General features: G+C 43.5%; 25 protein-coding genes. 11 read left to right on the plus strand and 14 right to left on the minus strand.

Annotated features, from left to right (window positions below):
* The first annotated feature begins 144 nt into the window (after positions 1-144).
* A complete protein-coding gene (locus AC58VC_RS20480; protein ID WP_497370736.1) occupies positions 145-891 on the plus strand; it encodes an SDR family NAD(P)-dependent oxidoreductase in 747 nt (248 codons plus the stop codon).
* Positions 892-1,173: 282 nt separating this feature from the next.
* On the opposite strand, the gene AC58VC_RS20485 is transcribed toward AC58VC_RS20480, so the two are convergent.
* Entirely contained in the window at positions 1,174-1,521 is a 348-nt protein-coding gene (locus AC58VC_RS20485; protein ID WP_497370738.1) for a winged helix-turn-helix transcriptional regulator, read from the minus strand.
* Between the two features lie 178 nt (positions 1,522-1,699).
* Here AC58VC_RS20485 and AC58VC_RS20490 point away from each other — a divergent pair, with 178 nt between their 5' ends.
* Genes AC58VC_RS20490 through AC58VC_RS20500 form a run of 3 tightly spaced genes read left to right on the plus strand, consistent with a single transcriptional unit; the run spans position 1,700 to position 5,169 of the window.
* The gene (locus AC58VC_RS20490; protein ID WP_497370740.1) at positions 1,700-3,034 is read left to right on the plus strand and encodes a spore germination protein; all 1,335 of its coding nucleotides are present in this window, start codon (positions 1,700-1,702) and stop codon (positions 3,032-3,034) included.
* Positions 3,027-4,106: a GerAB/ArcD/ProY family transporter gene (locus AC58VC_RS20495; RefSeq protein WP_497370742.1), complete on the plus strand. Its 1,080-nt coding sequence runs from the start codon at positions 3,027-3,029 to the stop codon at positions 4,104-4,106. Before AC58VC_RS20490 ends, AC58VC_RS20495 begins: the two co-directional genes overlap by 8 nt.
* Positions 4,093-5,169, plus strand: coding sequence for a Ger(x)C family spore germination protein (locus tag AC58VC_RS20500; RefSeq protein ID WP_497370744.1), 1,077 nt, complete (start codon positions 4,093-4,095; stop codon positions 5,167-5,169). The genes AC58VC_RS20495 and AC58VC_RS20500 overlap by 14 nt, the downstream gene beginning before the upstream one ends.
* A 48-nt stretch (positions 5,170-5,217) precedes the next feature.
* Here AC58VC_RS20500 and AC58VC_RS20505 read toward each other — a convergent pair whose 3' ends face one another.
* Genes AC58VC_RS20505 through AC58VC_RS20515 form a run of 3 tightly spaced genes read right to left on the minus strand, consistent with a single transcriptional unit; the run spans position 5,218 to position 6,398 of the window.
* A complete protein-coding gene (locus AC58VC_RS20505) occupies positions 5,218-5,373 on the minus strand; it encodes a hypothetical protein (RefSeq protein WP_497370746.1) in 156 nt (51 codons plus the stop codon).
* A 25-nt stretch (positions 5,374-5,398) separates the two neighbouring features.
* Complete coding sequence (locus AC58VC_RS20510; protein ID WP_497370748.1) at positions 5,399-5,983, minus strand: GNAT family N-acetyltransferase; 585 nt, start codon at positions 5,981-5,983, stop codon at positions 5,399-5,401.
* A 19-nt stretch (positions 5,984-6,002) separates the two neighbouring features.
* Positions 6,003-6,398, minus strand: a complete 396-nt coding sequence (locus tag AC58VC_RS20515) for a GNAT family N-acetyltransferase (protein ID WP_497370750.1) — start codon at positions 6,396-6,398, stop codon at positions 6,003-6,005.
* 164 nt (positions 6,399-6,562) lie between these two features.
* Between AC58VC_RS20515 and AC58VC_RS20520 the strand changes: the two genes are divergently transcribed.
* Positions 6,563-7,411 (plus strand): nicotianamine synthase family protein, encoded by an 849-nt coding sequence (locus AC58VC_RS20520; protein ID WP_497370752.1) that lies wholly within the window; start codon positions 6,563-6,565, stop codon positions 7,409-7,411.
* Positions 7,412-7,461: 50 nt separating this feature from the next.
* On the opposite strand, the gene AC58VC_RS20525 is transcribed toward AC58VC_RS20520, so the two are convergent.
* Together AC58VC_RS20525 and AC58VC_RS20530 are read right to left on the minus strand one after the other, a co-directional pair.
* Positions 7,462-8,211, minus strand: a complete 750-nt coding sequence (locus AC58VC_RS20525; protein ID WP_497370754.1) for a spermidine synthase — start codon at positions 8,209-8,211, stop codon at positions 7,462-7,464.
* Between the two features lie 42 nt (positions 8,212-8,253).
* Positions 8,254-9,141, minus strand: coding sequence for a LysR family transcriptional regulator (locus tag AC58VC_RS20530; protein ID WP_497370756.1), 888 nt, complete (start codon positions 9,139-9,141; stop codon positions 8,254-8,256).
* Between the two features lie 221 nt (positions 9,142-9,362).
* Between AC58VC_RS20530 and AC58VC_RS20535 the strand changes: the two genes are divergently transcribed.
* The 4 genes from AC58VC_RS20535 to AC58VC_RS20550 all read left to right on the plus strand — a co-directional run bounded on the left by AC58VC_RS20535 (position 9,363) and on the right by AC58VC_RS20550 (position 12,958).
* On the plus strand, positions 9,363-10,154 hold the full coding sequence (locus AC58VC_RS20535) for an SDR family oxidoreductase (protein WP_497370758.1): 792 nt from the start codon (positions 9,363-9,365) through the stop codon (positions 10,152-10,154).
* Positions 10,155-10,351: 197 nt separating this feature from the next.
* Positions 10,352-11,047, plus strand: coding sequence for a Dph6-related ATP pyrophosphatase (locus AC58VC_RS20540; protein ID WP_497370760.1), 696 nt, complete (start codon positions 10,352-10,354; stop codon positions 11,045-11,047).
* A gap of 82 nt (positions 11,048-11,129) precedes the next feature.
* The gene (locus AC58VC_RS20545) at positions 11,130-12,146 is read left to right on the plus strand and encodes an ATP-binding cassette domain-containing protein (RefSeq protein WP_497370762.1); all 1,017 of its coding nucleotides are present in this window, start codon (positions 11,130-11,132) and stop codon (positions 12,144-12,146) included.
* The gene (locus AC58VC_RS20550) at positions 12,143-12,958 is read left to right on the plus strand and encodes an ABC transporter permease (RefSeq protein WP_497370764.1); all 816 of its coding nucleotides are present in this window, start codon (positions 12,143-12,145) and stop codon (positions 12,956-12,958) included. The genes AC58VC_RS20545 and AC58VC_RS20550 overlap by 4 nt, the downstream gene beginning before the upstream one ends.
* A 78-nt stretch (positions 12,959-13,036) precedes the next feature.
* Here the strand turns inward: AC58VC_RS20550 and AC58VC_RS20555 are convergent, their stop codons facing one another.
* The 4 genes from AC58VC_RS20555 to zwf all read right to left on the minus strand — a co-directional run bounded on the left by AC58VC_RS20555 (position 13,037) and on the right by zwf (position 19,155).
* Entirely contained in the window at positions 13,037-14,668 is a 1,632-nt protein-coding gene (locus tag AC58VC_RS20555; RefSeq protein ID WP_497370766.1) for a hypothetical protein, read from the minus strand.
* 121 nt (positions 14,669-14,789) lie between these two features.
* Positions 14,790-16,208 carry an NADP-dependent phosphogluconate dehydrogenase gene (gene gnd / locus AC58VC_RS20560; RefSeq protein ID WP_497370768.1) on the minus strand — a complete coding sequence of 473 codons (1,419 nt, stop codon included), beginning with the start codon at positions 16,206-16,208 and terminating at the stop codon, positions 14,790-14,792.
* A 15-nt stretch (positions 16,209-16,223) separates the two neighbouring features.
* Positions 16,224-17,573: a glucose-6-phosphate isomerase gene (locus AC58VC_RS20565; protein WP_497370770.1), complete on the minus strand. Its 1,350-nt coding sequence runs from the start codon at positions 17,571-17,573 to the stop codon at positions 16,224-16,226.
* 46 nt (positions 17,574-17,619) lie between these two features.
* Entirely contained in the window at positions 17,620-19,155 is a 1,536-nt protein-coding gene (zwf, locus tag AC58VC_RS20570) for a glucose-6-phosphate dehydrogenase (RefSeq protein WP_497370772.1), read from the minus strand.
* Between the two features lie 134 nt (positions 19,156-19,289).
* On the opposite strand from zwf, the gene AC58VC_RS20575 reads away from it, so the two are divergent.
* Positions 19,290-20,168, plus strand: a complete 879-nt coding sequence (locus AC58VC_RS20575; protein WP_497370774.1) for a LysR family transcriptional regulator — start codon at positions 19,290-19,292, stop codon at positions 20,166-20,168.
* A 71-nt stretch (positions 20,169-20,239) separates the two neighbouring features.
* Here AC58VC_RS20575 and AC58VC_RS20580 read toward each other — a convergent pair whose 3' ends face one another.
* Positions 20,240-20,698 carry a type II toxin-antitoxin system VapC family toxin gene (locus AC58VC_RS20580; protein WP_497370776.1) on the minus strand — a complete coding sequence of 153 codons (459 nt, stop codon included), beginning with the start codon at positions 20,696-20,698 and terminating at the stop codon, positions 20,240-20,242.
* A gap of 16 nt (positions 20,699-20,714) precedes the next feature.
* On the minus strand, positions 20,715-21,020 hold the full coding sequence (locus AC58VC_RS20585) for a hypothetical protein (RefSeq protein WP_497370778.1): 306 nt from the start codon (positions 21,018-21,020) through the stop codon (positions 20,715-20,717).
* Between the two features lie 158 nt (positions 21,021-21,178).
* Here AC58VC_RS20585 and AC58VC_RS20590 point away from each other — a divergent pair, with 158 nt between their 5' ends.
* Complete coding sequence (locus AC58VC_RS20590; protein WP_497370780.1) at positions 21,179-21,754, plus strand: CBO0543 family protein; 576 nt, start codon at positions 21,179-21,181, stop codon at positions 21,752-21,754.
* Between the two features lie 91 nt (positions 21,755-21,845).
* Here the strand turns inward: AC58VC_RS20590 and AC58VC_RS20595 are convergent, their stop codons facing one another.
* On the minus strand, positions 21,846-23,861 hold the full coding sequence (locus tag AC58VC_RS20595; protein WP_497370782.1) for an MGH1-like glycoside hydrolase domain-containing protein: 2,016 nt from the start codon (positions 23,859-23,861) through the stop codon (positions 21,846-21,848).
* Positions 23,862-23,898: 37 nt separating this feature from the next.
* On the minus strand, positions 23,899-24,852 hold the full coding sequence (locus AC58VC_RS20600; protein WP_497370784.1) for a carbohydrate ABC transporter permease: 954 nt from the start codon (positions 24,850-24,852) through the stop codon (positions 23,899-23,901).
* Between the last annotated feature and the right edge of the window lie 9 nt (positions 24,853-24,861).

Consider the following 24,861-nt stretch of genomic DNA (forward strand, 5'->3'; position numbering starts at 1 on the left):
TAGTTACTATATCACATTAAAGTGGGTACTATTATTATTTATCCCTTTGATCCATAATAACATTCGTGGGAGGTAATTAATTATTTAATAAGTCTATATCAACCTACTCTATTCATTTACTACTATATAAAAGGAGATCATATCATGGGAAAATTTAATGGGAAAGTGGCAGTTGTAACTGGAGGTACAAGCGGTATTGGTCTTGCAGCAGCGCAGCAATTTGCCAAAGAAGGTGCACACGTTTATATAACTGGACGCAGACAAAGCGAGCTCGATGCAGCGGTGAACTTAATTGGAGCAAATGTTACTGGTGTTCAAGGGGATGTTTCTAATCTAGCGGATCTAGATAAATTGTACGAGACGATTAAGCAGGAAAAAGGACATTTGGACATCCTGTTTGCAAATGCAGGACTCGGCTCATTACTCCCTTTAGGAGAGATTACGGAGGAGCACTACTACAAAACTTTTGATGTCAATGTAAAAGGCACGATTTTTACTGTTCAAAAGGCATTACCATTGTTTCCTAACAAAGTAGGTACAATTATCCTGACTGGTTCTACCGCTGGTTCGATTGGCGACCCGTCGTTCAGTGTCTATGGCGCCTCTAAGGCAGCGATTAGACAGCTTATCCGCAACTGGATTCTTGACCTAAGAGGAACTAAAATTCGTGTAAACGTCGTAAGTCCTGGATTTGTTCATACCCCGGCGTATGATTACTTATTCGGATCCGAGGTTGAAAATGTCCTTGAGCATGCCAAAACGGTTACACCGCTAGGCAGAGTGGGAACACCTGAGGAAATTGCAAATGCTGTCATGTTCCTTGCCTCTGACGAAAGCAGCTATGTCAATGGCATTGAACTATTCGTGGATGGCGGAACTGCACAAGTGTAATAACAAAGAGGATGTCCCAACAGCCATGATTATGGCGCGGGGCATCCTCTTTTTCAATTACATGAAACAAAACGTTCATTCGTAAAGTGGAGGTACCTGTCACCCAAGCACGAAAGGGCTGCGTTTCTGCAACGATGAAAAACATCATTACAGTACGAGGGCAGCACGCGGGGGATGCACTAACGATGTAAAACATCGTTACATGCCCTACCCACCTCGGATGCCCGGGGTTTCGCTCTCTGTCCGAGGATCACTTTTGCACAGCCCTCTTTTTAAACCCTTTTAATCCACATGCAAAATTTCGAACTCATCCTGAGCGAATGATTGCTCTGCATAATTTTGACCCCAATTACAAAGTGAACTCAAAACAGGTTCGAGCGATTGAGCAAGTTCTGTCGTTGAATACTCGACTTTCGGCGGCACTTGTTTATACATCTCTCTATGTAAAAGTCCACTCGTCTCTAGCTCTCTAAGCGTTTGTATGAGCATTTTTTGAGTAATATTAGGGATTAGTCGCTTTAACTCGCTTGTCCGTTTAGGGCCTTTTATCAAATGATACAAAATAAGCCCCTTCCACTTCCCTCCGATTATTTCTAAAGTAACCTCAAGGTTACAATAATACGTTCTCATGGTTGAATGATCATCTCCCTTAATTATCACTTTTTGGTTACTATGCACCGTTAATGTATGTACTATGATAATTTTCACTTAAGTCTTATCATATCATTTGCTGATTTTCTTTGTATATATTTCTAACTGGTGGGAAAATATAACAAAAAGTTTTGAAATATAAGGGAGAATCAGGACAATGGATCCACTTATAAAAGAAATCACAAAAAAATTTCTGAATAACGATGATTTCTTTCTTCAACAGGATTATTTTATGAATAGCCCTGTGATCTTAATGGGCTTTAATACGATGATTGATTTAACAGAGTCTCGGGAAGCCATCCATGTCTACATCGAGCATGCTAATTCAGCTAGTAAAACAATGGATGAATTTATGAGCCTGTTCGGTGAAGTGAAAGAGAACGATATCAATGTAGTCATTTCTTCTATTGTGCAGGGCAAATTAATTATCTACTTCGCGAAATATAATCGGTTTGTTGTTTCGCAGCCCATACCTAAATTACTCAATCGGTTTACTGAACCTCCTACGAATGAAAATGTTCTTCAAGGACCGTTAAGTTCCTTTGTAGAAGACATTGAGCAAAATGTTGGACTTGTAAGAAAACAATTAAGCACAGATCATCTTTTAGTCAAATCGTTTTATGTCGGCAAGGATGAGAAAAAAAAGATTTCGTTACTGTACAGTGATAGCCATGTTCAAATGGAATTGGTAAATAACATTGTTCGTCAACTCGAAATGAATGTGGACAAGGATGTTAACAATTTACAAAACTTATCAAGAACAATGGGTTTTTCTGCCTGGGGACCTTTCTCTAAATTTAACACAACAGAACTTCCCCAAGAGGTTGCTCATTCCTTACGTATGGGCAAAGTTGTTCTTTTTGTTGATCGATTACCTTTTGCACTTGTGCTGCCAAGCTTGTTATGGGATATGTTCGCAATGGAAAATGATCGCAATTATCCGGTGCCCCTAATGCTGTCTATCCGATTATTACGTATAACTGGCGTCTTAATGACTTTAATTATTCCTGCTCTATACGTTGCTCTTGTAGCCGTTAATCCTGAAGTGTTGAGAATTGAACTTGCGTTAGCTGTCTCCCAAAGCCGTGATGGTGTGCCATATCCTGCACTCGTTGAGATCCTTATGATTCTTGTGCTTTTGGAATTAATTCTGGAAGCCAGCGTGCGATTGCCCAAAAGTATTGGCCCAACGCTTACCATGGTAGGCGGAATTATACTCGGGGAAGCTATCGTTGCAGCCAAGTTGGTGAGTAACCTCATCATTATCATCCTCGCTGCTACTACAATCGCGAATTCAACTGTAGTTGGATTTCAAAATTCGCTCTCGATTCGTTTGTTTAAATACTTAATCGTTATTTTAGCAGCGATCTACGGTGTGTTAGGCATCTTAGCAGGTTTAGTCTTAGTATGTGCCTACTTAGCGAGTCTAACTACTTTTGGAGTACCTTATATTCAAATTCATCTGGCAAAGGACCGAACTAAAAATGGATAAAAGCTCATCGATCATGATCACGTATTTACTCACTCATTTAGGGCTTATTTTTTTCTTGTATCCGGAAAATATTATTGGAAGCACAGAATCAGCGCATTGGATTCCTATTCTTGTAGGGGTTATTGTGCATTTTGTAGTCATTTCGATTTATATGAAAGGTCTGAGTTTTTTTCCAAACTGGGACATTATTCGTATCTATTCGAATGCTGGAAAAGGAGTATCCCTCATTTTTCTTGCACCAATGGCACTGTATTTATTTGTAATAGCTATCCTAGCCGTGCGCTCCTATTCAGAAGTCATTGTTATCATCTTTTTATCCAGTACCCCTCTATGGTCAATCATGATCTTATTAGTCTTTGTGTCCATGTATCTAGCATCCAAAGGTGTTGAAACGATATTACGTACCGGGGTTCTTCTAGGTATTATTTTTCTGCCCTCGATTTTCATCATTTGCTTCACTTCCTTACAGAACATTGATTGGAATTACACCTTTCCCCTTTTCGAACAAAATTTCTCATTCTTAACGAAAGGCTCGTATTTACAAAGTTTTTTTGCCTTCACAGGAGGATATTTGTTTCTTGGCTTCGTACAGGCATCTATTACTTATCAAAGAAAAAAAGTTTTACTCGCGGCAGCTGTTCTTATCCCCTTCTTTATCTTCTCTGTCTATATTCCTATTCTCACTTTCGGAGAGGCGACAGCTGTAACTCTTCATTTCCCCTTTGTTGTTGTAGCAGAGACACTAAATATTTCTTGGCTCATGTTCGACAGAGTCACCATGTTTTTCTTGCTCACACTGATCGCTTTCAGCATGCTTTTTATCGCAATAACATTTTGGGAGACCAACCGCATCATTAGTCAATGCATTCCCATGGTTAAGCCGATCTATCTAACATTCGTTCTCTCAGTTTTAATCTTTGTTTTATGTTTAATGATTCCCGACTGGAAAGCGGTAGAAAAACTTTTTTTATGGAACTCCCCATTAAGATTCTTTATTTTAATGACGGTTCCGTTGTCTACCTATTATCTTGGGTTGCGCTTTAAAAGGAAGGTGGGTCATGAACTCAATTAAGTTTACATTACAAATTCTCGTGACTCTAGGTCTGGTAGTTACTCTGAGCGGTTGTTGGGATAATAAGGACATCAACCATCGCACTCTGCCACTAGTTATGGGGATTACGAAACAAGATGATGAGTATAAAGTCATGCTGCAAACCCCTGAACTCGATCAGAATACGATAAAATTGAGGATGATCAGCCAGACCGGGAAAACAATAAGCCAAGCGGTAGATAAGATCAGTATGAATAAGGAAAAGCAAGTCGACTTACTCCACATTAAAGTTATCCTTATTGAAAGAAAAGTAGCTGAGCAGGGAATGAAAGATATTGTCTCTGGCTTTATGAGAAACGGGGAAATTTCACTTAAAGCGTACGTTGCGATATGTGATGAAGACATTTCCAAGTTTTTATCTGGTGAGACCAAAACTACGGTTCCCAAAGGAGCTTTTGTTTACGACTTTTTCGAAAAAAATGCGGGATGGAACCCGCAGATCGCAAGAGCACAGATTTGGCAGATTTATCGTAGTATTTATTCCTACACCAATGACATCGCGATCCCTCTTGTAAAATCAGGTCAAAATTCGCCTTGTGAATATGTCGGGTCTGCTGTTATTAAAAATGGGGCGATGGTTCAGCAAATCAGCTCCGACGAAACTCTCCTTTATAATGCCTTCAACAAAGAAAGCACGCAGGGGAAAATTGAAGTGATGGATCATGCGAGCGTCTTAATTGTTAGTAATTCGATGAAACATAATACCGAGTTTGTTGACAATAAACCATACATGAATACTCGAATTAACTTAAAAGTCGTTATCTTAGAAACCAAAGGAAGTCCTTCTCAATCGTTAGTCTTACAAGAATTAGAAACGCTAATTTCAGAGCGATTTCAAATCCTATTTTCGAAAATCCAAAAAAGTGAAGCTGACATTCTAGGAATTGGGCAGCGTTTCCGAACCAAAATTCCAAGAAAAGAATTGGAGCATTGGCGAACAGAATACTATCCTCAGCTGAAAATGGATCTTCAGTTTCATACAGACATCCAAAATGAAGGCTTAATCAAAATGCGTTCGAATTGAACTTGTAAGGAACAAGAACCTGCGGTTTATCACCGCAGGTTCTTGTATTCAAACCACCTTGTTCACCAATGTTTCTCCACTACAAGTCTGATGAAACTCCTTAAAGTTAATTGCACTCAGATCCTGATCTTCCGCAGTAAAGTCCCAGCGCATCTGTACAAGCTGCTCAACATCATGTACAGTAGCCAACCGTATACCCGCCACAACATCCACCCCTCCGCTATCGTTCCTAAAACTCACTACCGCGAACTTTAGAAAATACCATCGTATCTCGCAAAGAGCCGTCTTCCGCGCACTTATCTTGTCGAAGGATTCCTTCCAACGTAAATCCTAAACGTTCAGCAACTCGTGCACTTCTAACGTTTCGTCCATCACACCGGATTTCAATTCTATTAGCTTGCAACTCTTGTACAGCATAATTTGTAATGGCTGCTACTGCTTCAGTCATATATCCGTTATTGCCAAAAGGTGTACGCAACCAATAACCAATTTCAAATTTACGCGACTCCCAATCAATTCGATGTAACCCACTGCTGCCAATGAGTTGACCGGTTTCCTTCAGAAAAAGGAGTAATCTTAGATCAGAGCGATCTAAGAATAGCAACCTAGCGCGTCGGATGTTGATTTCAGACTCTTCAATAGTGGGGATATTTCTGGCCCACGGCATCCAGGCACGCAACTCATCAATACTTTCTTTAATAGCTTCGTTGACCATCGTGCCATCATCCCATAAGGGAGCTCTTATTAGCAAACGTTTACTCTCAAAGCTCTCTGGTATCGTATATAAAATTGGGTTGGTTCCATGAAAACTCATTCGTTAACCCCCTATAGAATTAGTCCTGTCTTCTCCACAATCCTCCGAAACAAGGGGTAAATCCACTCGCTTCGTAGAAGGAAGTATGCTTCGAATCAAAGGTCAAGGTTACAATCTCTAAGCCGATGCGCTCTGCTTCTTGCAGCAATTTCTTTACCAAGGCCTGACCTATTCCCTTATTCTGAAATTGGGGATGCACAATAATGTCTTCCATATAGCCATGTTGCAAGCCCATTCCTGCTACATAACCGAATGCAATAAGCTCACCTTTTGAATCCCTAAGTCCAGCCCAGAAGTTACACCGCTCAAATAACATCGGGTAATCCGCATGTCGACCGTCCCACCCCACCATTTCTCTTAAACTTGGAACTTCGTGTGGTTCTATAAGCAAATTAATAATGATTTCTTCCTCCAATGGACAACCCCCTTGCTTATTCATCTCCTGTAAATTTTCTCCACTACGATAAAACAATCCTTCCCATCTTTTCCGTCAGAGCAGAATTTAATTTCTAAATAACCAACTTATCGAATATATTGGGTTCAAGCAATTGTACGGAAATGGACAGGAGGTAAACGCTTATGGAATATTGTTCTATAACAGAGCCGTCTAAGCGGATATCAGATTTGATAACTCTTGTAAAAGAGACCTATGATGTCCTTCAACGGGAGTCGAATCTGACCCCTTCAAATTCCGCGATCACGAAACTGATTTCTATTTTCACAGAGGCACTCAGGCAAGCATACACACCAGAAGAAGTAAAGTATGTGATGGGGAATGACGATGTCGCCACGTTGCAGAAAGGATTACTTGCCAAGCTGTCAGAAGCCGAGTATCAGATGGAGTTGTTCGACTCGCGCCACCTCTGCAATCAGCCTGAATTCGGATTAGCTAGCTTGTTCCAATATAAAAACTGGGGGAATTATGAAAGTCTTGTTGGCGAAGAGTTGAAGCAACTCCGCAGGATTAGTCGGCCGGAAGAGATCACTTCGCCTATCGTATTCGTTGGAAGCGGGCCATTACCGCTTAGTGCCATGCAGCTCCATCTGAGGTGGCATGTGAGTGTCATCTGTATAGATATCGATCCGGACGCTTGCGAGGCTGCACGTTTCATGATGGAACGGATCAACTTAAGCGATAAAGTGCGAGTCATACTAGGAGATGGTGCGGAATTCGATTATACCAATTACCAACATGTGTTTATTGCAAGCCTTGTTACGCAAAAGGACCAAGTACTTGAGCAAATCCGCCGAACGAATCCGGACGCCTTGGTAGCCATTCGTACAGCAGAAGGCATACGACGACTCATGTATGAAGCGATCAACGAGGAAGCTATCGCCGCGGCTGGATGGCAACTGCTTGGCCGAACATCGCCGATCGAACATCGAGTCATCAATTCAGCTCGGTTCTATCGCCTGGGAACGAGTTAGGAACAGTAAAAAGGTGCAGTCCATTAACCACATGGACTGCACCTTTTTTATTATTTCGCGACTTTGTCCCGAATCATATAACCTTGCCCGAGTTCAATCTCTGTAAAGCCTGCCATATGGCGTGCTTGGAACCTAATCGGCTCATTTCTTCCTATGAGAATGATATTTTGTAGGTCACCTACGCCTTCTTGTGGTAAAGAGAAGGCTTTCATATAGGTAAATTCCTCACTCACCGTAGTATGAATAGCGTTCACAAGCTGGTCTTTCTCACCCTTACCGAACAGGTTCATGATGATCAGTCCCGAAGAATCGAGTTTTTCCCTACAAATTTCAAAAAATTCTTTGGAGATCAAATGTGTAGGCGTTCCTTTTTCGGTAAAGGCATCCAGTACGATTGTATCATAAGCATGCTGCTCTTCATTTGCAAGAATTTGACGGCCATCACCAATGCTGACATTATTCCTACTGTATCCAAAAAACCTTCTGCTTAGCTCCACCACTGTCTCATCTAGTTCTGCCACCTTGCATTGCTTCTCAGTTAAATAAGCCGCTATGGTTCCAATCCCATGTCCGATGATAAAAGCGTACTCGAAGTCCGGGATATTATATTCAATTGCATGTATAATAGCTCGCGGATATTCAAATAGAATACGTGTAGGATCATTCAAATCCAAAGCACCTTGAATGGCACTATTGGAAAACTCTAAAACGCGAAAACTTCCCTTCTCACCATATAGCTCCGTAGTGTCGTAAACGGAAATCTCATGATTAGGGCTAGATGTTTTGAAAAGTAAATTCAAGTTACCGGTCCCTTTCTGGTTGATTTATGTTCTGAGATGATTTCAGTTGGTGAAGGCGCCGGCCTTATCTTTAATAAAACTGACGAATTTCTGAGTTGCCGGGGACAGAAATCGGTCTTTTTTCATATGCAGACCGACTTCCCACCGCCATCCTTCCTCTTGAATCTGAATCCATCGCAGACCCTCCAGATGCAAGCCGGATGTTTTCGGCAAGACGGAAACGCCGAGACCTGCTGCTACGAACCCTGCAACCGTTGGAAGATCCTCTGCATCGTAGGTGGACGCAAGAGTAAAATTCATGTGATGGACGCGGGTAAGGAGCGAATCTCTTAAAGAGCAGTTATGTTTCAAGCCCACGAACGGCTCTCCTGTAATTTCTTTTAAGCTGATTGAATCCCTATCCGCAAACCGGTGATCGAAAGAGACCACCAAATACAACGGCAGCGAAAGGATTGGCACCCATTCATAAGTGTCGCTCACAGGTCTTTCTGAAGTGATCATTACATCCGAAAAGCCGTTCTCTACCTGCTCCACAATCGCCCCCTTGTCTCCTTGCGTCAGTTCGAAGGTGATTTTGGGGTTGGCTTTCTGGTATTCGCGAATCAACTGAGGAATCAAACCAACACCTAATATATTTAAATAAGAGAGATAAATGATACCTGACTCAGGGTTAGAACATTCTTCGATTTCCTGTTTCCCCCGCTCTACCTCCTGCAAAATCTTCTCGACTCGCTTCGCGAACATGGTACCGTATCGGTTAATTTGCAGGTTACGCCCCTTCCGTTCAAATAGCGGAACGCCTAGCTCAGCTTCCAACTTCGAGATGGAATGACTTAGCGCAGGCTGCGTCACGGATAAAACTTCTGCAGCTCTCGTCAGATGTTCGATCTGGGCAACCTTCAAGAAATACTCTAATTGCGTAAGCTCCATATCGCTTCTCCTAAATTCATAATATTCATGATTACTGTTGTTATCATACATATTGTTAATGATTGAAGCAAGCCCGGCACGCAATGAGACTCATTTTTCATGAATATAAGTAATGTAATCTATTATTAATATAAATTAGACTTATGATTCATTCGGACGTAAGCTTAGACATGTGATCTAGGTTCACAACATCAGATTTTATATACAGGAGGATTTATAAAATGAAGCTATCTTCATATGAACATGAATTTCAAGGAAAACGCGCACTAGTAACTGGCGGAACGAAGGGTATGGGCTATGCAATCGTGAAAAGGCTGGCGGAAGCCGGAGCTACTGTGCTCACTACAGCACGTACGATCCCAACAGATTACGAGATCCCCAACGTGCATTTCATTCAAGCAGACATTACGAAGCCGGAAGGCACAGCAATTATAATTGAAGCAGTGAAAGAGAAACTCGGCGGTATCGACATCTTAATTAATACGGTTGGCGGTGCCTCCACTCCACCAGGTGGTGCGTTGGCATTAACAGAGGAAGACTGGATGGAAACCTTGAATATGAACCTTCTAGGTGCTGTACGATTGGACAGAGGTTTGTTACCGCTAATGGTCAAGCAAGGGAAAGCGGCTATCATTCACGTAAGCTCCATTCAGCGTAAAATGCCACTATACGAAACGACATTAGCATATGCCGCATCTAAAGCAGCTCTGACCAATTACAGCAAGGGCTTATCCAAGGAATTCTCCCCGAAAGGAATTCGCATAAATACGATAGCACCGGGCTTCATTCAGACAGAAGCGGCGGATCGTATGATTGACCGTATCGCTACAGTAGCAGGAAGCCGCGAAGCCGCTATGGAAGAGCTGATGAGTTCCCTCGGAGGCATTCCTATTGGACGTCCGGGCTTACCCGAGGAAGTGGCTGAACTTGCCGCCTTCCTGGTTTCCGATCGCGCAGCCTCTATTACAGGAAGCGAATATGTAATTGATGGCGGTACGTTAACAACCATCTAATTTTATTCTGATAAAAAAAGCTCTTAGGAATTGATTCCTGAGAGCTTTTTTGTGCGATCATTTCAGTACTTTTAACATTGCCCATATGATACCCAGATGATTAAATAAGTGCAGTACCGTTGAGATGCCGTTCACAGGAAACTCATGATAGAATTAGGCAATGAAATCTTAGGCATTTACAAAGGGGAATGATAGAAATGACAGATGGTGTAGACTGGAAAAATGGTGCTCGCGGACATGCATTTATCGCCTCTTTTAGCGGAGGAAAAGATAGTGTCTTAGCTCTATATCAAGCAATGAAAATAGGAAAAGCTCTTGGACTCATCGTCATGCTGGAAGAAGAAGGAAAACGTTCCCGATCTCATGGGACACCTCCCGAACTTATCCGTGCCCAAGCCGAATCTATAGGTTTGCCTGTGTTCACAGCGCCTGCAAGTTGGGCTGATTACGAAGAAGTGTTTATCCGTCTTTTAGAAGACGCTAAGAAACAAGGAGCACAAATTCTAGTAACGGGAGACCTCGAGTTGACTGCCCATGGTTGCTGGCAAGACAAGGTATCGAGCATTGCTGGATTAAAACTTGGGATGCCACTATGGGAAATGGACCACCGTGAAACCGTTGAAGAATTCATTAACTTAGGATTTGTTTCGATCGTTGTAACTGTAAATTTAGCATTAGGGATGCAGGAAGATGATCTTGGTCGAACGTTAACCCTTGCTTTTGTGGAGGAGCTTGTAGCTCGTGGTATCGATCCCTGTGGGGAGGGTGGTGAATTCCATACCACTGTCATAGATGGTCCTCTATTTAAACAACCCATAGCCGTTCGCAAAGGTAAGATTGTTCATCATGGTGAATATGCCTTCTTGCCATTGGAGTTAAATCAGGTTTTTTAAACAATTCCGTAAGTTCCGTTTATATTCAGTTTAAAAATGCAAGATATAATCCACGTAACTTATTAAGTAGGAGGAATTGGCATTGGATCTGTTAAACAGAGAACCAAACTCTGAAGTTTTGGCCGTCGAAGCACGGGGGCTCTTCAAAGCTTTTGGTCAAAATCGCGCGGTAGACGGCGTAGATTTGAACGTTCGCGCTGGCACGATCTATGGCGTGCTTGGACCTAATGGTGCTGGCAAGACGACTACCATTAATATGCTGGCAACGTTGCTTCGACCCGACGGGGGATCGGCAAAAATTTTCGGCCACGATGTTGTGAAAGAGTCACAGATTGTCCGTCAATTGATTGGGGTAACCGGCCAATACGCTTCGGTTGATGAGTCACTTAGCGCTACAGAAAACCTAATGATCTTCTCCCGGCTTCTGGGACTAGGGCGTGCAGAGGCAAGGAACAAGACAGAAGAATTGCTTGAGGAATTTGGCTTGACAGAGGCCGCTAAACGGCCATTGAAAAACTTCTCCGGCGGTATGCGTCGGAGACTCGATCTCGCGGCAAGCCTCATTGCGCAGCCCCCTCTTATTTTCCTGGATGAACCTACTACAGGTCTAGATCCACGCACACGTTCACAAATGTGGGATACCATCCGTCGGTTGGTGAACACAGGGTCTACCATCTTGTTAACAACGCAATACCTCGAAGAAGCCGATCAACTTGCTGACCGGGTAGCGGTTATCGATCGTGGGCGTGTTGTCGCCGAAGGAACCGTGGATGAACTGAAAGCATCCGTCGGCACCTCATCCTTGCAATTAATCGTTCATAATCCACAAGATATCGAGGCAGCCTGCCGAACCATTGAACAAGTGCTCAAGGTGCACCCTACGGTGACTTCCGGGAAAATTACTGCGCCGATGGCAAACGCTGATCTTGTAACAGACTTGCTTATTTCCCTGCGGGAAGCTGGTATTCATTTGGCGGAGATGAGTGTGCAGAAACCGACGCTAGACGAAGTATTTTTAACCATTACGGGTCAAAGTGTTCAGGATCACTCTCAGCAGACATCCGATGCATCCACCAGCAAACAGGAGGCAAGAGTATGAGAAGCAATTCAATCCTACCGCCAGCCGAGCGTCAATTGAAAAACCATACCAGCCTCAGCCAATCGGTGCGCAACTCCCTAACAATGGCTTATCGAGGGCTTCTGAAGATCCGGCGCACGCCTGAACAATTGTTCGATGTCACGCTGCAGCCCATCATTTTCACACTGATGTTTACCTACATATTCGGTGGTGCCATCTCAGGCGACGTGGTGAGTTATTTGCCCGTCATTATTCCTGGGATCCTCGTGCAGACCGTGATCACGACCTCCATCGTCACTGGCGTCCAATTGCGTGAGGACATGGATAAGGGCGTTTTCGACCGATTTAAGTCACTGCCAATCGCAAGGATAGCGCCGCTCGCAGGTGCACTCTTGGCTGACACGATTCGGTATACCATTGCGACTGTTCTAACTTTCTCGATGGGATTTATCATGGGCTATCGGCCTGAAGGTGGATTGGGGCATGTGGCTATCGCTGCGCTTCTTGTCATCTTCTGCTCTTGGGCTATAAGCTGGATCTTCGCCTTCTTCGGTGTAATTGCCCGTACGGCATCTAGTGTACAAGGGATATCGATGCTTGTCCTGTTCCCCCTTACGTTTCTTTCCAATGCGTTCGTTCCTGTAGATACTATGCCAGGCTGGCTTCAATGGTTCGTTAACATCAATCCGATCTCACACCTCGTCTCAGCCGTACGGCAACTTGCCAACACAGGCACGGTTGGTTGGGATCTCACCATTTCCCTTATTGGAGCCATTGTCATTGTGGCAATCTTTGCACCAATCACGGTAATCGCCTATATGCGCCGAACTTAACAGATAAAATTAACGCAGCAAGGCTGCCACATATTTACGTGGCAGCCTTGTTTATTCTGAGCGGAGCCAAAGAAAGTTTTAAAAAGTAGCCGGTGACATAAAATAGGAGTACCATAAATTCGTCATAAAGATATCCAGCAGCACAAAATAAAACAATTCCAAACCAATATTACGATCATCTAGCCCTTTTCTCCATACCCGCGTACAGAAATAAGCAAGCAATGCCATGATAATCAGAATACATAAGTAGACCAGAATAGGCTGTAATGCGTCCGGCATCACCTGAAGCGCCGTAGCCTTTCGGTAATCGCTGATGAATAGCGCCTTAACACCCAGATACATGCCAAGTGATACGATAAAGTGCAGCCGCGGACGGGAATCATAGTGATGCTGCCAAAAAGCGCTGAGCACCAGCACATATATTCCCGGCAAGAAGATCCATTTCAAACTAAGAAACCAAGTTACAAGACCAATCCCCCAGAGCAGCGGCAGATTCTCGGCAGCCGTCCGTAGGTCTTCTGCCGTGAGCCGGTTCATCCTCTCCTGGTAAGGCTGTTGATCCGTGGCATAATAGACGCGGTATGACGTTTCGTTAACCGGATCAAGCCAAACAGCAAAGCGAATATCTTGCTCTTGTGCAAGGTTCGGATATTGAGCGAATCCGCCGAATTGGCTGATCTTTGTCGATGAGGCTAGCTGAGCGTCGTTAAAGGTTAACTCATACACTTCTTGGCTGTTCATGCGCCGATTTTTCTCATAAACCGATGAAACCACAAGTGTGACTTCCCCAGCAGCTGTCTGAGAGAAAACGGGCTGCAAGATCGTATCAGAATCGCTAGTCGCAGAGCTTGGAAGGTCTATACGTTCGTCTTGCATGTTAGCAGGTTGATCCCACGGGTATGTGAGCATCTGCAAAGTACTCTTCCCTGACTTAGCTGAGCTGATCGTGTAGGCAACCCTGAGTAAAGATTTGTCCGCATATAGGGTGAAATCCTCCAAATACCTGTTAACTAGCTCCAGTTCTTTAAGCTTTTCCATGACGACCGTCTTTCCAGACGCAGTATCTAACTTTACCATGTTCAGGGCGGAATTCCCTTCCCTACTTGTCGCATAAACAACGGACAGCATACCGTCTGAGTTCATAAACCCTTGCACTTGTTTAATTCCACTCGTATTTAGCTTCATCCAATTCGGCGAATCCATGCCTTGCGTAATTCCCACAAAGAGCGCATCTTCGTTATACGCGAGCAGTACCTTTTTGCCATTTTGCCCCTGTATGGCCTGAACGCCGTTCATCACGGTCTCATTCAGCTTTCTTTTCGGTGACCAAGTCCCATTCTTCCATTCACTCGTATATAGATTGCTGCTTGCTCCGATCCAAACAGCTTCTCCCTCACCGCTGAGATGATAAGACTGAAAAAGCTCCGCGTCCGGCACTGGCCGCACTTCAGAACTGCTCCGTCCCTCGTTGTCTATTTTCACATAGATCAGTTCATCTCCGGATCTGTACGCGAAAGATTTCGTGCCGATCATTTGAACAGGACCTGCTTGCGTAGCGAGCTCCGGAAGTGGTGTCGCCCGTCCATAAGATTCTGCATACGGCATGACCTGTTCTCTTGCCAGCAGCACAGTATGTATAATTCCGATCAAGATCATTACCGCTAGAAACGGCACAACAGTAAACAACTTCCATAAAGTACGGTTTCTCAATCGAAAGCTCCTCATCTTCGAGTTAATCTGACAGATGATTAGACGTCATCATCTCTAATATGGTTGCGAAAACAAAAAGAAGTCGCAATTATGCGACTTCTATTATACGCTATAAATCGATTTATTCGTTAGTATCCATCCATTGGAAGTGGAAGCTTCCTTTTTTATCTACACGCTCAAACGTATGCGCCCCAAAATAATCTCTTTGCGCTTGCAGCAAGTTGGCTGGCAGTCTCTCTGTGCGATAGCTATCATAGTAAGCTAGCGCGGAAGCAAATGCAGGAACCGGTATCCCTCTTGTAACGGCTACCGAAACGACTTTTCTCCAAGCATCTTGATAGTTATCGACGATTTTGCCGAAGTATTCGTCAAGGAACAAGTTTTTAAGTGCCGGGTCACGGTCATAAGCATCCTTGATATTTTGTAAAAATCTTGCGCGGATAATACATCCACCGCGGAAAATCATCGCAATATTGCCATAGTTCAAATCCCAGCCGTAAGCGTCAGAAGCAGCTCTCATTTGAGCAAACCCTTGCGCATATGAAGCGATTTTGCTTGTATACAACGCTTTGCGAACAGCCTCGATAAATTCTTTCGGATCGCCGTCATAGCTTGACGCCGCAGGACCATTGAGACGTTTGCTTGCAGCCACGCGTTCTTCTTTCATCGCAGAGATAAATCGGGCAAACACAGATTCTGTAATAATGGATAATGGAACTCCCAAATCCAATGAGCTTTGGCTTGTCCATTTACCAGTACCTTTTTGACCAGCCGAATCGAGGATCACATCCACCATCGGTTTGCCTGTTTCCGGATCTGTTTTCTTGAAAATATCAGCTGTGATTTCGATCAAATAGCTATCCAGCTCACCATTGTTCCATTCCGTGAAAATATCATGCAATTCGCTAGTAGTTAAGTTTAATACATCTTTTAACAAATGATAAGCTTCGCCAATAAGCTGCATATCGCCATATTCAATGCCGTTATGAACCATTTTAACATAGTGTCCAGCGCCGTCTTCTCCGATATAGGTCGAACAGGCATCCCCGTTCACTTTGGCCGAAATGGCCGTCAAGATTGGCTCTACCAGTTCATAAGCGTCTCTTTGTCCCCCTGGCATAATTGCAGGTCCATTAAGAGCCCCTTCTTCACCACCGGAAACCCCAGCGCCGATAAAACGGAAGCCTTGGGCTTGAAGCTCTTTATTTCTGCGCTGTGTATCAGGGAAATAGGCGTTACCGCCGTCGATTAGAATATCCCCTGGGCTCAAGTAAGGAATGAGCGAATTAATCGTATCATCCGTAGGTTGCCCTGCTTTTACCATGATCAAAATTTTACGCGGAGACTCTAGGGATTGAACGAATTCTTCGGCGCTGTAAGTGCCAACAAAGTTCTTCCCTGGCGCTTCCGCCAGAAGTTCATTCGTTTTCTCTGGTGAACGATTATACAAAGCAACGGAGAAACCTTTGCTTTCGATATTGAGTGCCAAGTTTTTACCCATAACGGCCAAGCCAACCACACCAATTTGTTGTTTACTCATTGTAATTGCCTCCTCTTAGTTCTGCTCTGTTGCAGCTATACGTTTTTGTAGTTCGGCTTTTTGCGCTTCAAAACCGGGTTTACCTAGCAGCGCAAACATATTGGTTTTGTATGCTTCCACACCAGGCTGATCAAAAGGGTTCACCCCAAGCAGCAAGCCGCTGATGCCGCATGCTTTCTCAAAAAAATACACCATTTCTCCATACGTATATTCATTCAGTGCATCCAGTTCAACAATCAGATTAGGAACGCCACCGTCAACATGGGCAAGTCTAGTACCTTCCGCTGCCTTCTTATTCACTTCGTCCATCGTCATGCCGGCAATAAAATTCAAGCCGTCCAAATTGGTCGAATCCTTTTCAATCGTCAACTCTACTCTCGGTTTCTTCACAGAAAGTACGGTTTCGATTAGATCACGACGACCTTCTTGGACATATTGGCCCATTGAATGCAAATCAGTCGTGAAATCAACGGATGCGGGATACAGCCCTTTCTGATCTTTACCTTCGCTCTCGCCAAACAACTGCTTCCACCATTCGGATACGAAATGTAAGGACGGTTCAAAGTTCGCCAGCAGCTCGATCGTTTTCCCTTTACGGTAGAGGGCATTTCTTACCGCCGCATATTGATAGCTTTCATTGGTAGATAGATCAGCATTATTGTATTTCTGTGCAGCAGCCGCGGCTCCCGCCATCATCTGATCAATGTCGAGTCCGGCAGCGGCAATCGGTAGAAGTCCTACAGCAGTAAGTACGGAATAGCGACCGCCTACATCGTCAGGAATGACAAAAGTTTCATAGCCTTCTTCATCAGCAAGCTTTTTCAATGCTCCCTTAGATGAATCTGTAGTAGCATAGATACGTTTTTTCGCTTCTTCTTTGCCGTATTTTTTCTCCATATAATCTCGCAGGATACGGAATGCGATCGCAGGTTCTGTCGTTGTTCCCGACTTGGAAATGACGTTCAAGGAAATATCCTTACCCTCAAGCAGCTCTAACAAATGGGTGATGTACGTAGAACTGATATTTTGTCCGGCAAAATACACTTGTGTTTTTCCATCCATCTGATTATGAAAAGTGTGAGACAAGGCTTCGATCGCGGATCTTGCTCCCAGATAGGAGCCGCCAATACCAATGACGACTAAGGCATCGGAATTTGAGCGAATGCGCTGTGCAGCTTCTTTGATTCTTGCAAACTCTTCTTTATCATAGTGAAGCGGCAGATTTACCCAGCCTAAGTAATCGGAACCTGGACCTTTCTTCTCATGAAGCATGTTATGTGCCACTTTCACAAACTCACTAAAGTAATCAACTTCGTGCTGCTGGATAAATGATAATGCACTGGAATAATTAAATGAAATAGCCATCTGGAACCTCTCCTTTTGAACCTGCTTTTAGTGAATGATTTTGAAATCAGTTGGTATGATGGGCAAAATATTTTTCTTCATTTGTTTCATTTTCATTTTTATTTTCAAGTGGGGTCTTGGCATCAAACCACCAATGATGGCCATTCTCCGCTAATAAGGCATCAGATTCTGCAGGGCCATTCGTACCCGCGGCATATAGATGAAGCGGAACTAGATTCTCTTGGAAAGCATCCAAGATAGGCTGCACCCAAGCCCAGGCCAATTCGACTTCGTCCCAATGTGCAAAGAATGTCGGGTCTCCTTGCAAAGCATCGAAGATCAAGTTTTCATAAGCTTCGGGAACATCCTCCTGAGTTTCATGAAAATCTATTTGAATAGGTTTGAATTTCCCATTATGCTGAGGATCTTTCGAATTTAATTGCAGCGTAATACTTTCATTAGGACTAATTTCAAATATCAAAAGATTAGGTACTTGGCTATCATCATGTGGTTGAGTAAGATTCGTTGACGGCTCTTTGAACTCAATAACAATCCGTGTTGATTTCTCGTTCATTCGTTTACCTGTTCGGATATAAATCGGAACTCCCCGCCAAAAGAAATCGTCGATCTGCAATTTAGCGGCAATAAACGTATCGTTCATGGATGTACTGGCAATTCCCGGTTCAGAAGTATAACCAACGACTGTTTTTCCTCCAATGGTTCCTTCTTTGTATTGCCCGCGGATAACGCTGGCACCAACATCCTGTTTCATCAGCGGCTCGAGATTTTCCAGCACTTTTTTCTTCTTGAACCGCACCAATTCGGAGTTGCTTACATTAGGTAGGTGCATCGTCAGCATCATGAGCAATTGCAGCATATGGTTTTGGAACATGTCTCTTACCGCGCCTACATGATCGTAATAACCAGCTCTTTCTTCAACACCAATAGTTTCGTTTGCGGTAATTTGAACATTGGCAATGTAATTATTAGCCCATATCGCATGAAGGACTGGATTGGACTGCGTGATAACCTCAAGTTTTTGAACCATTGGTTTACCAAGATAATGGTCGATTCGATAAATTTCATTTTCTGCAAAAGCTTTGCTTAGCTGCTCATTTAAATCCCGAGCAGATTGCAAATCATGGCCAAATGGTTTCTCGATCACTAGGCGCTTCCAGCCATTCGCGGAACCAAGTCCACTTTCCTTGATATTCGCAGCGATCGTTTCAAAGTATTCAGGACCCACCGATAAATAAAACATGCGGTTCGGCAAAATGCGGAGTTCTTCTTCCCGTTGTTCAATGAGCTGCAGCAGCTTCTGATAATCTTCTTTACGGTCTATATCAAGTACACTATAACGGAATGCACGTAAGAAGCTTTTCAATATTTCAGGATTATTTACTTTGCGCCTGGAGAAAGTATGGATAGAATGTTCGACATTCGCCTGGAAGGCTTCATCAGACAGCTCTCTTCTTCCCAGTCCAATCAAAGAGAATGATTCTGGCAGTTTATGATCGACAAACAAATTAAACAGTGCAGGGTAAATCTTTCTTTTTGCTAAATCCCCTGTCGCTCCAAATAAGACAAATGTAGTAGGCTCCATTTTATTCTCTCTCCTTCCAACAGAGCTCCTCGATCAATCAGTAGGCTCTGGTTTCTTTTTCGTAACTCCACTATAATATAATTACCACCTATAAAAGAAATCATTATATTTCAGAGGAGATATAGACCTCATCTATGATAAATAATTACGAATTGTACAAAGTTTTTTATTGGGCGGCGAAAACAGGCAGTTTAACACAGGCTGCCAAAGCCCTGTACATTACCCAACCAAGCGTCAGTCACGCTATTAAACAGTTGGAAGACAGTTTTGGGCTCGCTTTGTTTTACAGGAATTCCAAGGGTGTTGCTTTAACGCAAGAAGGTGCCATCCTTTATTCCTACATTGAGCAGTCGCAGAATTTCATTTCGAGGGCTGAGGAGAAAATGGCTGCGCTAAAAAATCTGGACAGCGGCGAGCTGCGGATTGGCGGAAGCGATTCTCTCTTCAAGCATTATTTACTACCGTACTTGGAAGAATTTCATCAGAAGCACCCTGGCATCAAGCTGCACTTGAATCATGGTACTACTCCAGAAATCATTTCTTTTCTAAAAGAAGGCAGGATTGATTTGGGCGTTGTGCGTATGCCTATCGTTGATTCCCAGCTTGAAGTTAGAGAAAGCATACAGCTTAAGGATTGCTTCGTAGCAGGCCCACGTTACGAACAGCTTAAAGGTGAAACTTTATCACTAGAAATGCTGCTCGAATATCCCGTCATTCTCTTCTCGCGCAATAGCCGGGCACGAATGGCCATTACGGAATTATTCCAAAGTTACGGTTATAAACTCAAACCTGAAATCGAGGTCGGGAGCGTGGAGCTTCTCATTGAGTTTGCACGGAAAGGATTAGGAATCTCTTACGTGACCAAAGAATTTATTTCGAAAGAGCTTGAAGAGGGTTCTCTCTTCGAAATTCAATTAGACGTGAAACTGCCACCTACGCATGTGGGCATTATGACTATGCGTAATATGCCTCTTTCCATTTCAGCAAGAAGGTTCATAGAGTTGGTTCAATAGAGTTACTACGAAAAAGAGGCTGTCCCATGTCATCCAGTGACAGCGGACAGCCTCTTTTTGGCTTAAGTTATTTAATTAGATGGGATTATGCGAAAGTTTTTATCCAAATTAACAAGCATCATGAAATTACGATTAAAAGTAAAGATGCGTTTGACCTGATAATAGGACATAGTCACAGCAGTGAATGCTTCACTAAGCGAGAAACGCAGCTCAGGCCTGTCCAGTAGTAATCTACGCGATTCCCCTTCGAATTCAGGGCTGCTGGAGATGACGGTTAACTTGCCTTTACTCACTGCTTTATCGATTGCACTCAGAAAATATTCTGCCCGCTGATAGCTGTATGCATTGCGCAGCCATTCGTGAAGATCAAAAATAATAGAGTTGGTTGTTACGTAATTACGTTCTAGATCATGCAAATCCAGAAACAAAGAACGTGCTTTCGCATAACAGGCATCTTCAGGGTTCATTAACGCGGCTAAAGCTGTTCCATCCAGGAAAATAGCATCCTGTATGTTCATGTGATTATCCATATGACGTCATCACTCCTTAATCCTCTAATCTGCATATACCATCCAAATACAGCAATGGGTTATCTTCTTTTTGATCAACCGAGATATGGGTTACTTCGTATGGTGCGCTTTCCAGGTATTGCGCAATGATGCCATTGACAATTTCCTGAACGGTCGTATGCTGCATATCGGCGATTGCTCTCAGCTCATTATAGGTGTCAGGACTCAGTTCTAACGTGTCTTCTTCTTGCTCTTCACTTCTTGAAGTAATGAATTCGGAAGCGGTAGATTTCGCTTTTTCGAGTTGATTTTGAATGAAGCGTTTATAAGTATTCGTCGCCATCTTGATTCACTCCTTAATTATGCATAGCTTTTAAAGGATTCGTCGTATTTTGTCGATATCAGGGGGTGTTGTCGAACAGAAAGTGAGATTTACCATAACCCCGTGTAAAATCAGGCAAAGCGCACATAATAATAAAAAGACATGCAGGGAGATCTTCTATGACACCAGAGCAACAGCATGTATACGAAGAATTATTAAATAAGGAGAAGTCGCTATCTACCTCCTGGATCGAATATTGGGTGCAATATTCAAATGCATCTACATGGCAATTTTGGGTCAATCTTGCTATGTTCGTCGTTCCCTTAATTATTCTTTGGTTCGTTCTTGACCGCAAAAAGGCGCTGCAAATCGGCTTTTACGGTTTCAGCGTACATATCATGGCTACCTATATTCATCTATATGGCGAAAGAAATAATATTTGGGGATTTCCATATAAAATCGTGCCTTATTTGCCAACAAGCATCACTATGGATGCTTCCTTTAATCCCGTTGTGCTTATGCTGCTGTATCAATGGACCCTAAAACATAAAAAAAATTACTATTTATTTGGAGCGCTTATGTGCGCTGCCTTCGCATTCGTCTTAAAACCATTATTATCAACCATCGATTTATTCCATTTGTACGGCAGAATGAATTATTTCTATTTATTTCTGCTTTACTTCCTGGTTACTATCCTTGCCAAGTTAATAACTGATTTGTTTATTTATTTTCAGAGAGACTCTAGGAATGCCTAATTTGCTTAGAGATGAACAACCAAAAAAGTCTGTCCCCCGTCATTTCCTTGACTTAGGGGACAGACTTTTTGCTATCAAATCGTATACTCCCTCAGATTACTCTTTGCATGGATGGAATACCGCTGTATACCTCATTCCCATCGCAAATAATCCAACAATAATCAGGTTCCATGTGAACATCAATGGATTTTCCTCGAAACACATACCCGGTGACGGATACAGATCCTCCTGCCGGTGGTTGCGGATGAATGAATAGACTTCCGTCCAACTGCGGGCGAATACCCGCCAAGCCAGTAATGATAGCCTGAGCCCCCGCCATACCCGCAATATTATTAGCTCGCTTATGTGCCGGAGTTTGAGGCCGATCACAATAATGCTCTTGTGGAAAATAAGGCAAATGGTTCCCCATCCAGAAATGTCGCTTCAACACATCCCAAGCCAATTCAGGATGTCCCGTTTCCCACAGCGTTTGAGCTAGTATAGGGCCTTCTCCGGCGAAGCTTCCGCCTCCCGACCAGTCAGGATCATTCAGCTCATAGTGCAGATTGTCCTCTGCAGAAATGCTGGATACCCCGTATTGTCCGAGAAATGCTCCATCGCGTAAGTGAGACAGAAGTACCCTCTCCATCTCCGGATCACAGGCCCCCATTCGGAGAGAATCGTAATATTGGATCGAATAAATATACTCCTTATGCCCATCTGGGTACTTGCTGCAGAACCACTCTTCAGACTTATCCCACAGTTGCTCTTTAATCGCTTGGCGTATGGATGCGGCCTTCTCCTTCCATTCGTTGGCTCCATCGATACCGAAATAGTTCGCCAGCTCGGCCATACGGTCATAACACCACGCTCGTTCCGCATTCGGACTAGCGACCGCATGCTCATAACCGCTGCTGCGCATCTCGAGAAGGTGGTGATGATTGCCATAATTTAGCAGTGCTCCCTCATGCGGCAATCTTTCTTCATCCACTGACAGTATCCTCTCAAGCATGGGATAAAGCTCTTTCACTGGTCCATGTTGGCTAAACATGGACCAAGCAAAATGGAAGAATGACCATAAATTATAAGAATACGGGAATGGTTGATCACCTGTCCCATCCGGAAAAAAACAGATATGCCGATCAATGCCGCCTTCGAACATGAAGGTTAAAAAGTCTGATGACTTCTCAGGGCCGAGCAGCATCGTTAGCATTTGTCCGACATAACCTGCCGTATCCCAAGGGTAGCAGCTGATACCTCCGCCATCTATCCCGGATACGGACAGAAACGGCTGAATTTTGAAATCAGGATGTTCCCATAAACAAATGAGACCGCTGATCAATGACCTCCGATAATAGGCTTCGAGTCCTGGGATATCGCTTTGAAGCTGTGGGATCGCAGCTTCTGCATGCTCAAGGCGCTCTCTCCAGCGATCAGCTGTCTCCATCTCCCATTCAGTTAGACTTGTCGGTATCGCTATGCTGCAGTTAGATGCAGTAAACACCATGGCTATGCGGAAAACAGCTTCCATCCCTTGCTCAATTTCAGTTGTAAGTTGATCATGCAGCATCGTAATTCGAACGGACTCCGTTTCCCATATGTGAGGGTCGATGTTTTGTGCAAGCTGTCCTCCACTAGGTGGACAAAATCCCCATTCATTGAGCGGTACTTGATTGATAAGCCCTGGATGAAACTCGGAAGCAATCGTAAGCGGAATAGATCTCCCACAACGGTTGGTGACACGAACTACAAGAAGAAACCCCGCTCGTCCCGTCAAGGGAATAAGATCACTACTGACATTCAAGGAAACTAATTTCCCTTCCTTCAACCAGTGATACGTTCCACGACGAATAATGCGATCTGGCTGCCAAATGGCTCCAGCAAAGAGCAAACCGCAATCTTCTTTTCCCAAATTGCCCGTATCCTCGATGGGTACGCCATCCGCAGCTAACCGCAGATTCAGTAACATATCTCCTGCAGCATACGGTGGGGAATAGAATCCTTTCACGCCTGTAACCGTACCATACTGTGGTGCAGTCACACTATATAAACTGCTGACCCCGATATGATTAGGAGGCGCAACACTTTTGCGAAGATCAAAGGCATATTTTTCTAATAAACTCGACATAATCTCACCATCCTGTAAAGTTTGTATTCACATGGATCTATCCTTTAACTGCGCCAACAGTTAAACCTTTGACAAAATATTTTTGCAAGAATGGATAAACGAAAATAATTGGCCCCACACCAACAATCGCCATCGCCATCCGAACGGTTTCCGTCGGAATTGTTGCAGCAGCGTTGCCTGCTACGGTTGCATCCACCATACCCGAATTCAAATATTGAATATTGTAGATGACTTTATACATCAAGTACTGCAGACTAACCAGATTGTTGTTACTAATAAAAACCGAACTCGTGAACCAATCATTCCAATAACTCAATGTCTGGAATAGTCCGATTGTCGCCATAACGGGCAGCGAAAGAGGCAGAACGATTTGACCGAATATCCTAAGCTCGCTTGCTCCGTCGATTTTCGCTGAATCAATCAGCGAGATAGGAATCGTATTGGAAAAAAAGGTTCGCATAATAATGACATTAAAAGGCGTAACTAAATGCGGAATGATGAGCGCCCAAAGCGTATTTTTCAACCCTGCGGTCGAGTACGTTAAATACCAGGGAACAAGTCCTCCACTAAAGAGCATCGTGAAGAAGACAGCAAAAGCGAGAAAGTTACGATACGGCATATCTTGGCGAGATATGGGGAACGCAATCAAGGAAGTGAGTAGCAGACTGCCAATTGTCCCAATTACTGTGACAAGAATAGATACGCCGTATCCAAGCCATATTTTCTCAGCATCTTGGAATAGATATCGATAGGAATCGAAAGAAAATACTTTTGGGAAAATGTTGTATCCGCTTGTTATAATAGCTTGCTCGTCCGTGAACGAAACCGATAAAACGAGTAATAGCGGATATAAACAAGCCAAACTTAGTAACACGAACAAAGCGATTAGCAGCGCATTGGCTGTTGAGGAGATTCGATTACTGTGATTGTGAGTTTCCACTTTCTCACTATTCTTTAAGACCTGTGTTTGTGTGTCAAAGTGCGTATTCATCTCAATATC

The organism is Paenibacillus sp. J22R67 (assembly GCF_059692175.1).

Bases quoted from the DNA above. Each gene is read 5' to 3' on its own strand.
- AC58VC_RS20480 (WP_497370736.1), top strand. From the start codon at position 145: ATGGGAAAATTTAATGGGAAAGTGGCAGTTGTAACTGGAGGTACAAGC.
- AC58VC_RS20485 (WP_497370738.1), bottom strand. From the start codon at position 1,521: ATGAGAACGTATTATTGTAACCTTGAGGTTACTTTAGAAATAATCGGA.
- AC58VC_RS20490 (WP_497370740.1), top strand. From the start codon at position 1,700: ATGGATCCACTTATAAAAGAAATCACAAAAAAATTTCTGAATAACGAT.
- AC58VC_RS20495 (WP_497370742.1), top strand. From the start codon at position 3,027: ATGGATAAAAGCTCATCGATCATGATCACGTATTTACTCACTCATTTA.
- AC58VC_RS20500 (WP_497370744.1), top strand. From the start codon at position 4,093: ATGAACTCAATTAAGTTTACATTACAAATTCTCGTGACTCTAGGTCTG.
- AC58VC_RS20510 (WP_497370748.1), bottom strand. From the start codon at position 5,983: ATGAGTTTTCATGGAACCAACCCAATTTTATATACGATACCAGAGAGC.
- AC58VC_RS20520 (WP_497370752.1), top strand. From the start codon at position 6,563: ATGGAATATTGTTCTATAACAGAGCCGTCTAAGCGGATATCAGATTTG.
- AC58VC_RS20530 (WP_497370756.1), bottom strand. From the start codon at position 9,141: ATGGAGCTTACGCAATTAGAGTATTTCTTGAAGGTTGCCCAGATCGAA.
- AC58VC_RS20535 (WP_497370758.1), top strand. From the start codon at position 9,363: ATGAAGCTATCTTCATATGAACATGAATTTCAAGGAAAACGCGCACTA.
- AC58VC_RS20540 (WP_497370760.1), top strand. From the start codon at position 10,352: ATGACAGATGGTGTAGACTGGAAAAATGGTGCTCGCGGACATGCATTT.
- AC58VC_RS20550 (WP_497370764.1), top strand. From the start codon at position 12,143: ATGAGAAGCAATTCAATCCTACCGCCAGCCGAGCGTCAATTGAAAAAC.
- gnd (WP_497370768.1), bottom strand. From the start codon at position 16,208: ATGAGTAAACAACAAATTGGTGTGGTTGGCTTGGCCGTTATGGGTAAA.
- AC58VC_RS20565 (WP_497370770.1), bottom strand. From the start codon at position 17,573: ATGGCTATTTCATTTAATTATTCCAGTGCATTATCATTTATCCAGCAG.
- zwf (WP_497370772.1), bottom strand. From the start codon at position 19,155: ATGGAGCCTACTACATTTGTCTTATTTGGAGCGACAGGGGATTTAGCA.
- AC58VC_RS20575 (WP_497370774.1), top strand. From the start codon at position 19,290: ATGATAAATAATTACGAATTGTACAAAGTTTTTTATTGGGCGGCGAAA.
- AC58VC_RS20580 (WP_497370776.1), bottom strand. From the start codon at position 20,698: ATGGATAATCACATGAACATACAGGATGCTATTTTCCTGGATGGAACA.
- AC58VC_RS20585 (WP_497370778.1), bottom strand. From the start codon at position 21,020: ATGGCGACGAATACTTATAAACGCTTCATTCAAAATCAACTCGAAAAA.
- AC58VC_RS20590 (WP_497370780.1), top strand. From the start codon at position 21,179: ATGACACCAGAGCAACAGCATGTATACGAAGAATTATTAAATAAGGAG.
- AC58VC_RS20595 (WP_497370782.1), bottom strand. From the start codon at position 23,861: ATGTCGAGTTTATTAGAAAAATATGCCTTTGATCTTCGCAAAAGTGTT.
- AC58VC_RS20600 (WP_497370784.1), bottom strand. From the start codon at position 24,852: ATGAATACGCACTTTGACACACAAACACAGGTCTTAAAGAATAGTGAG.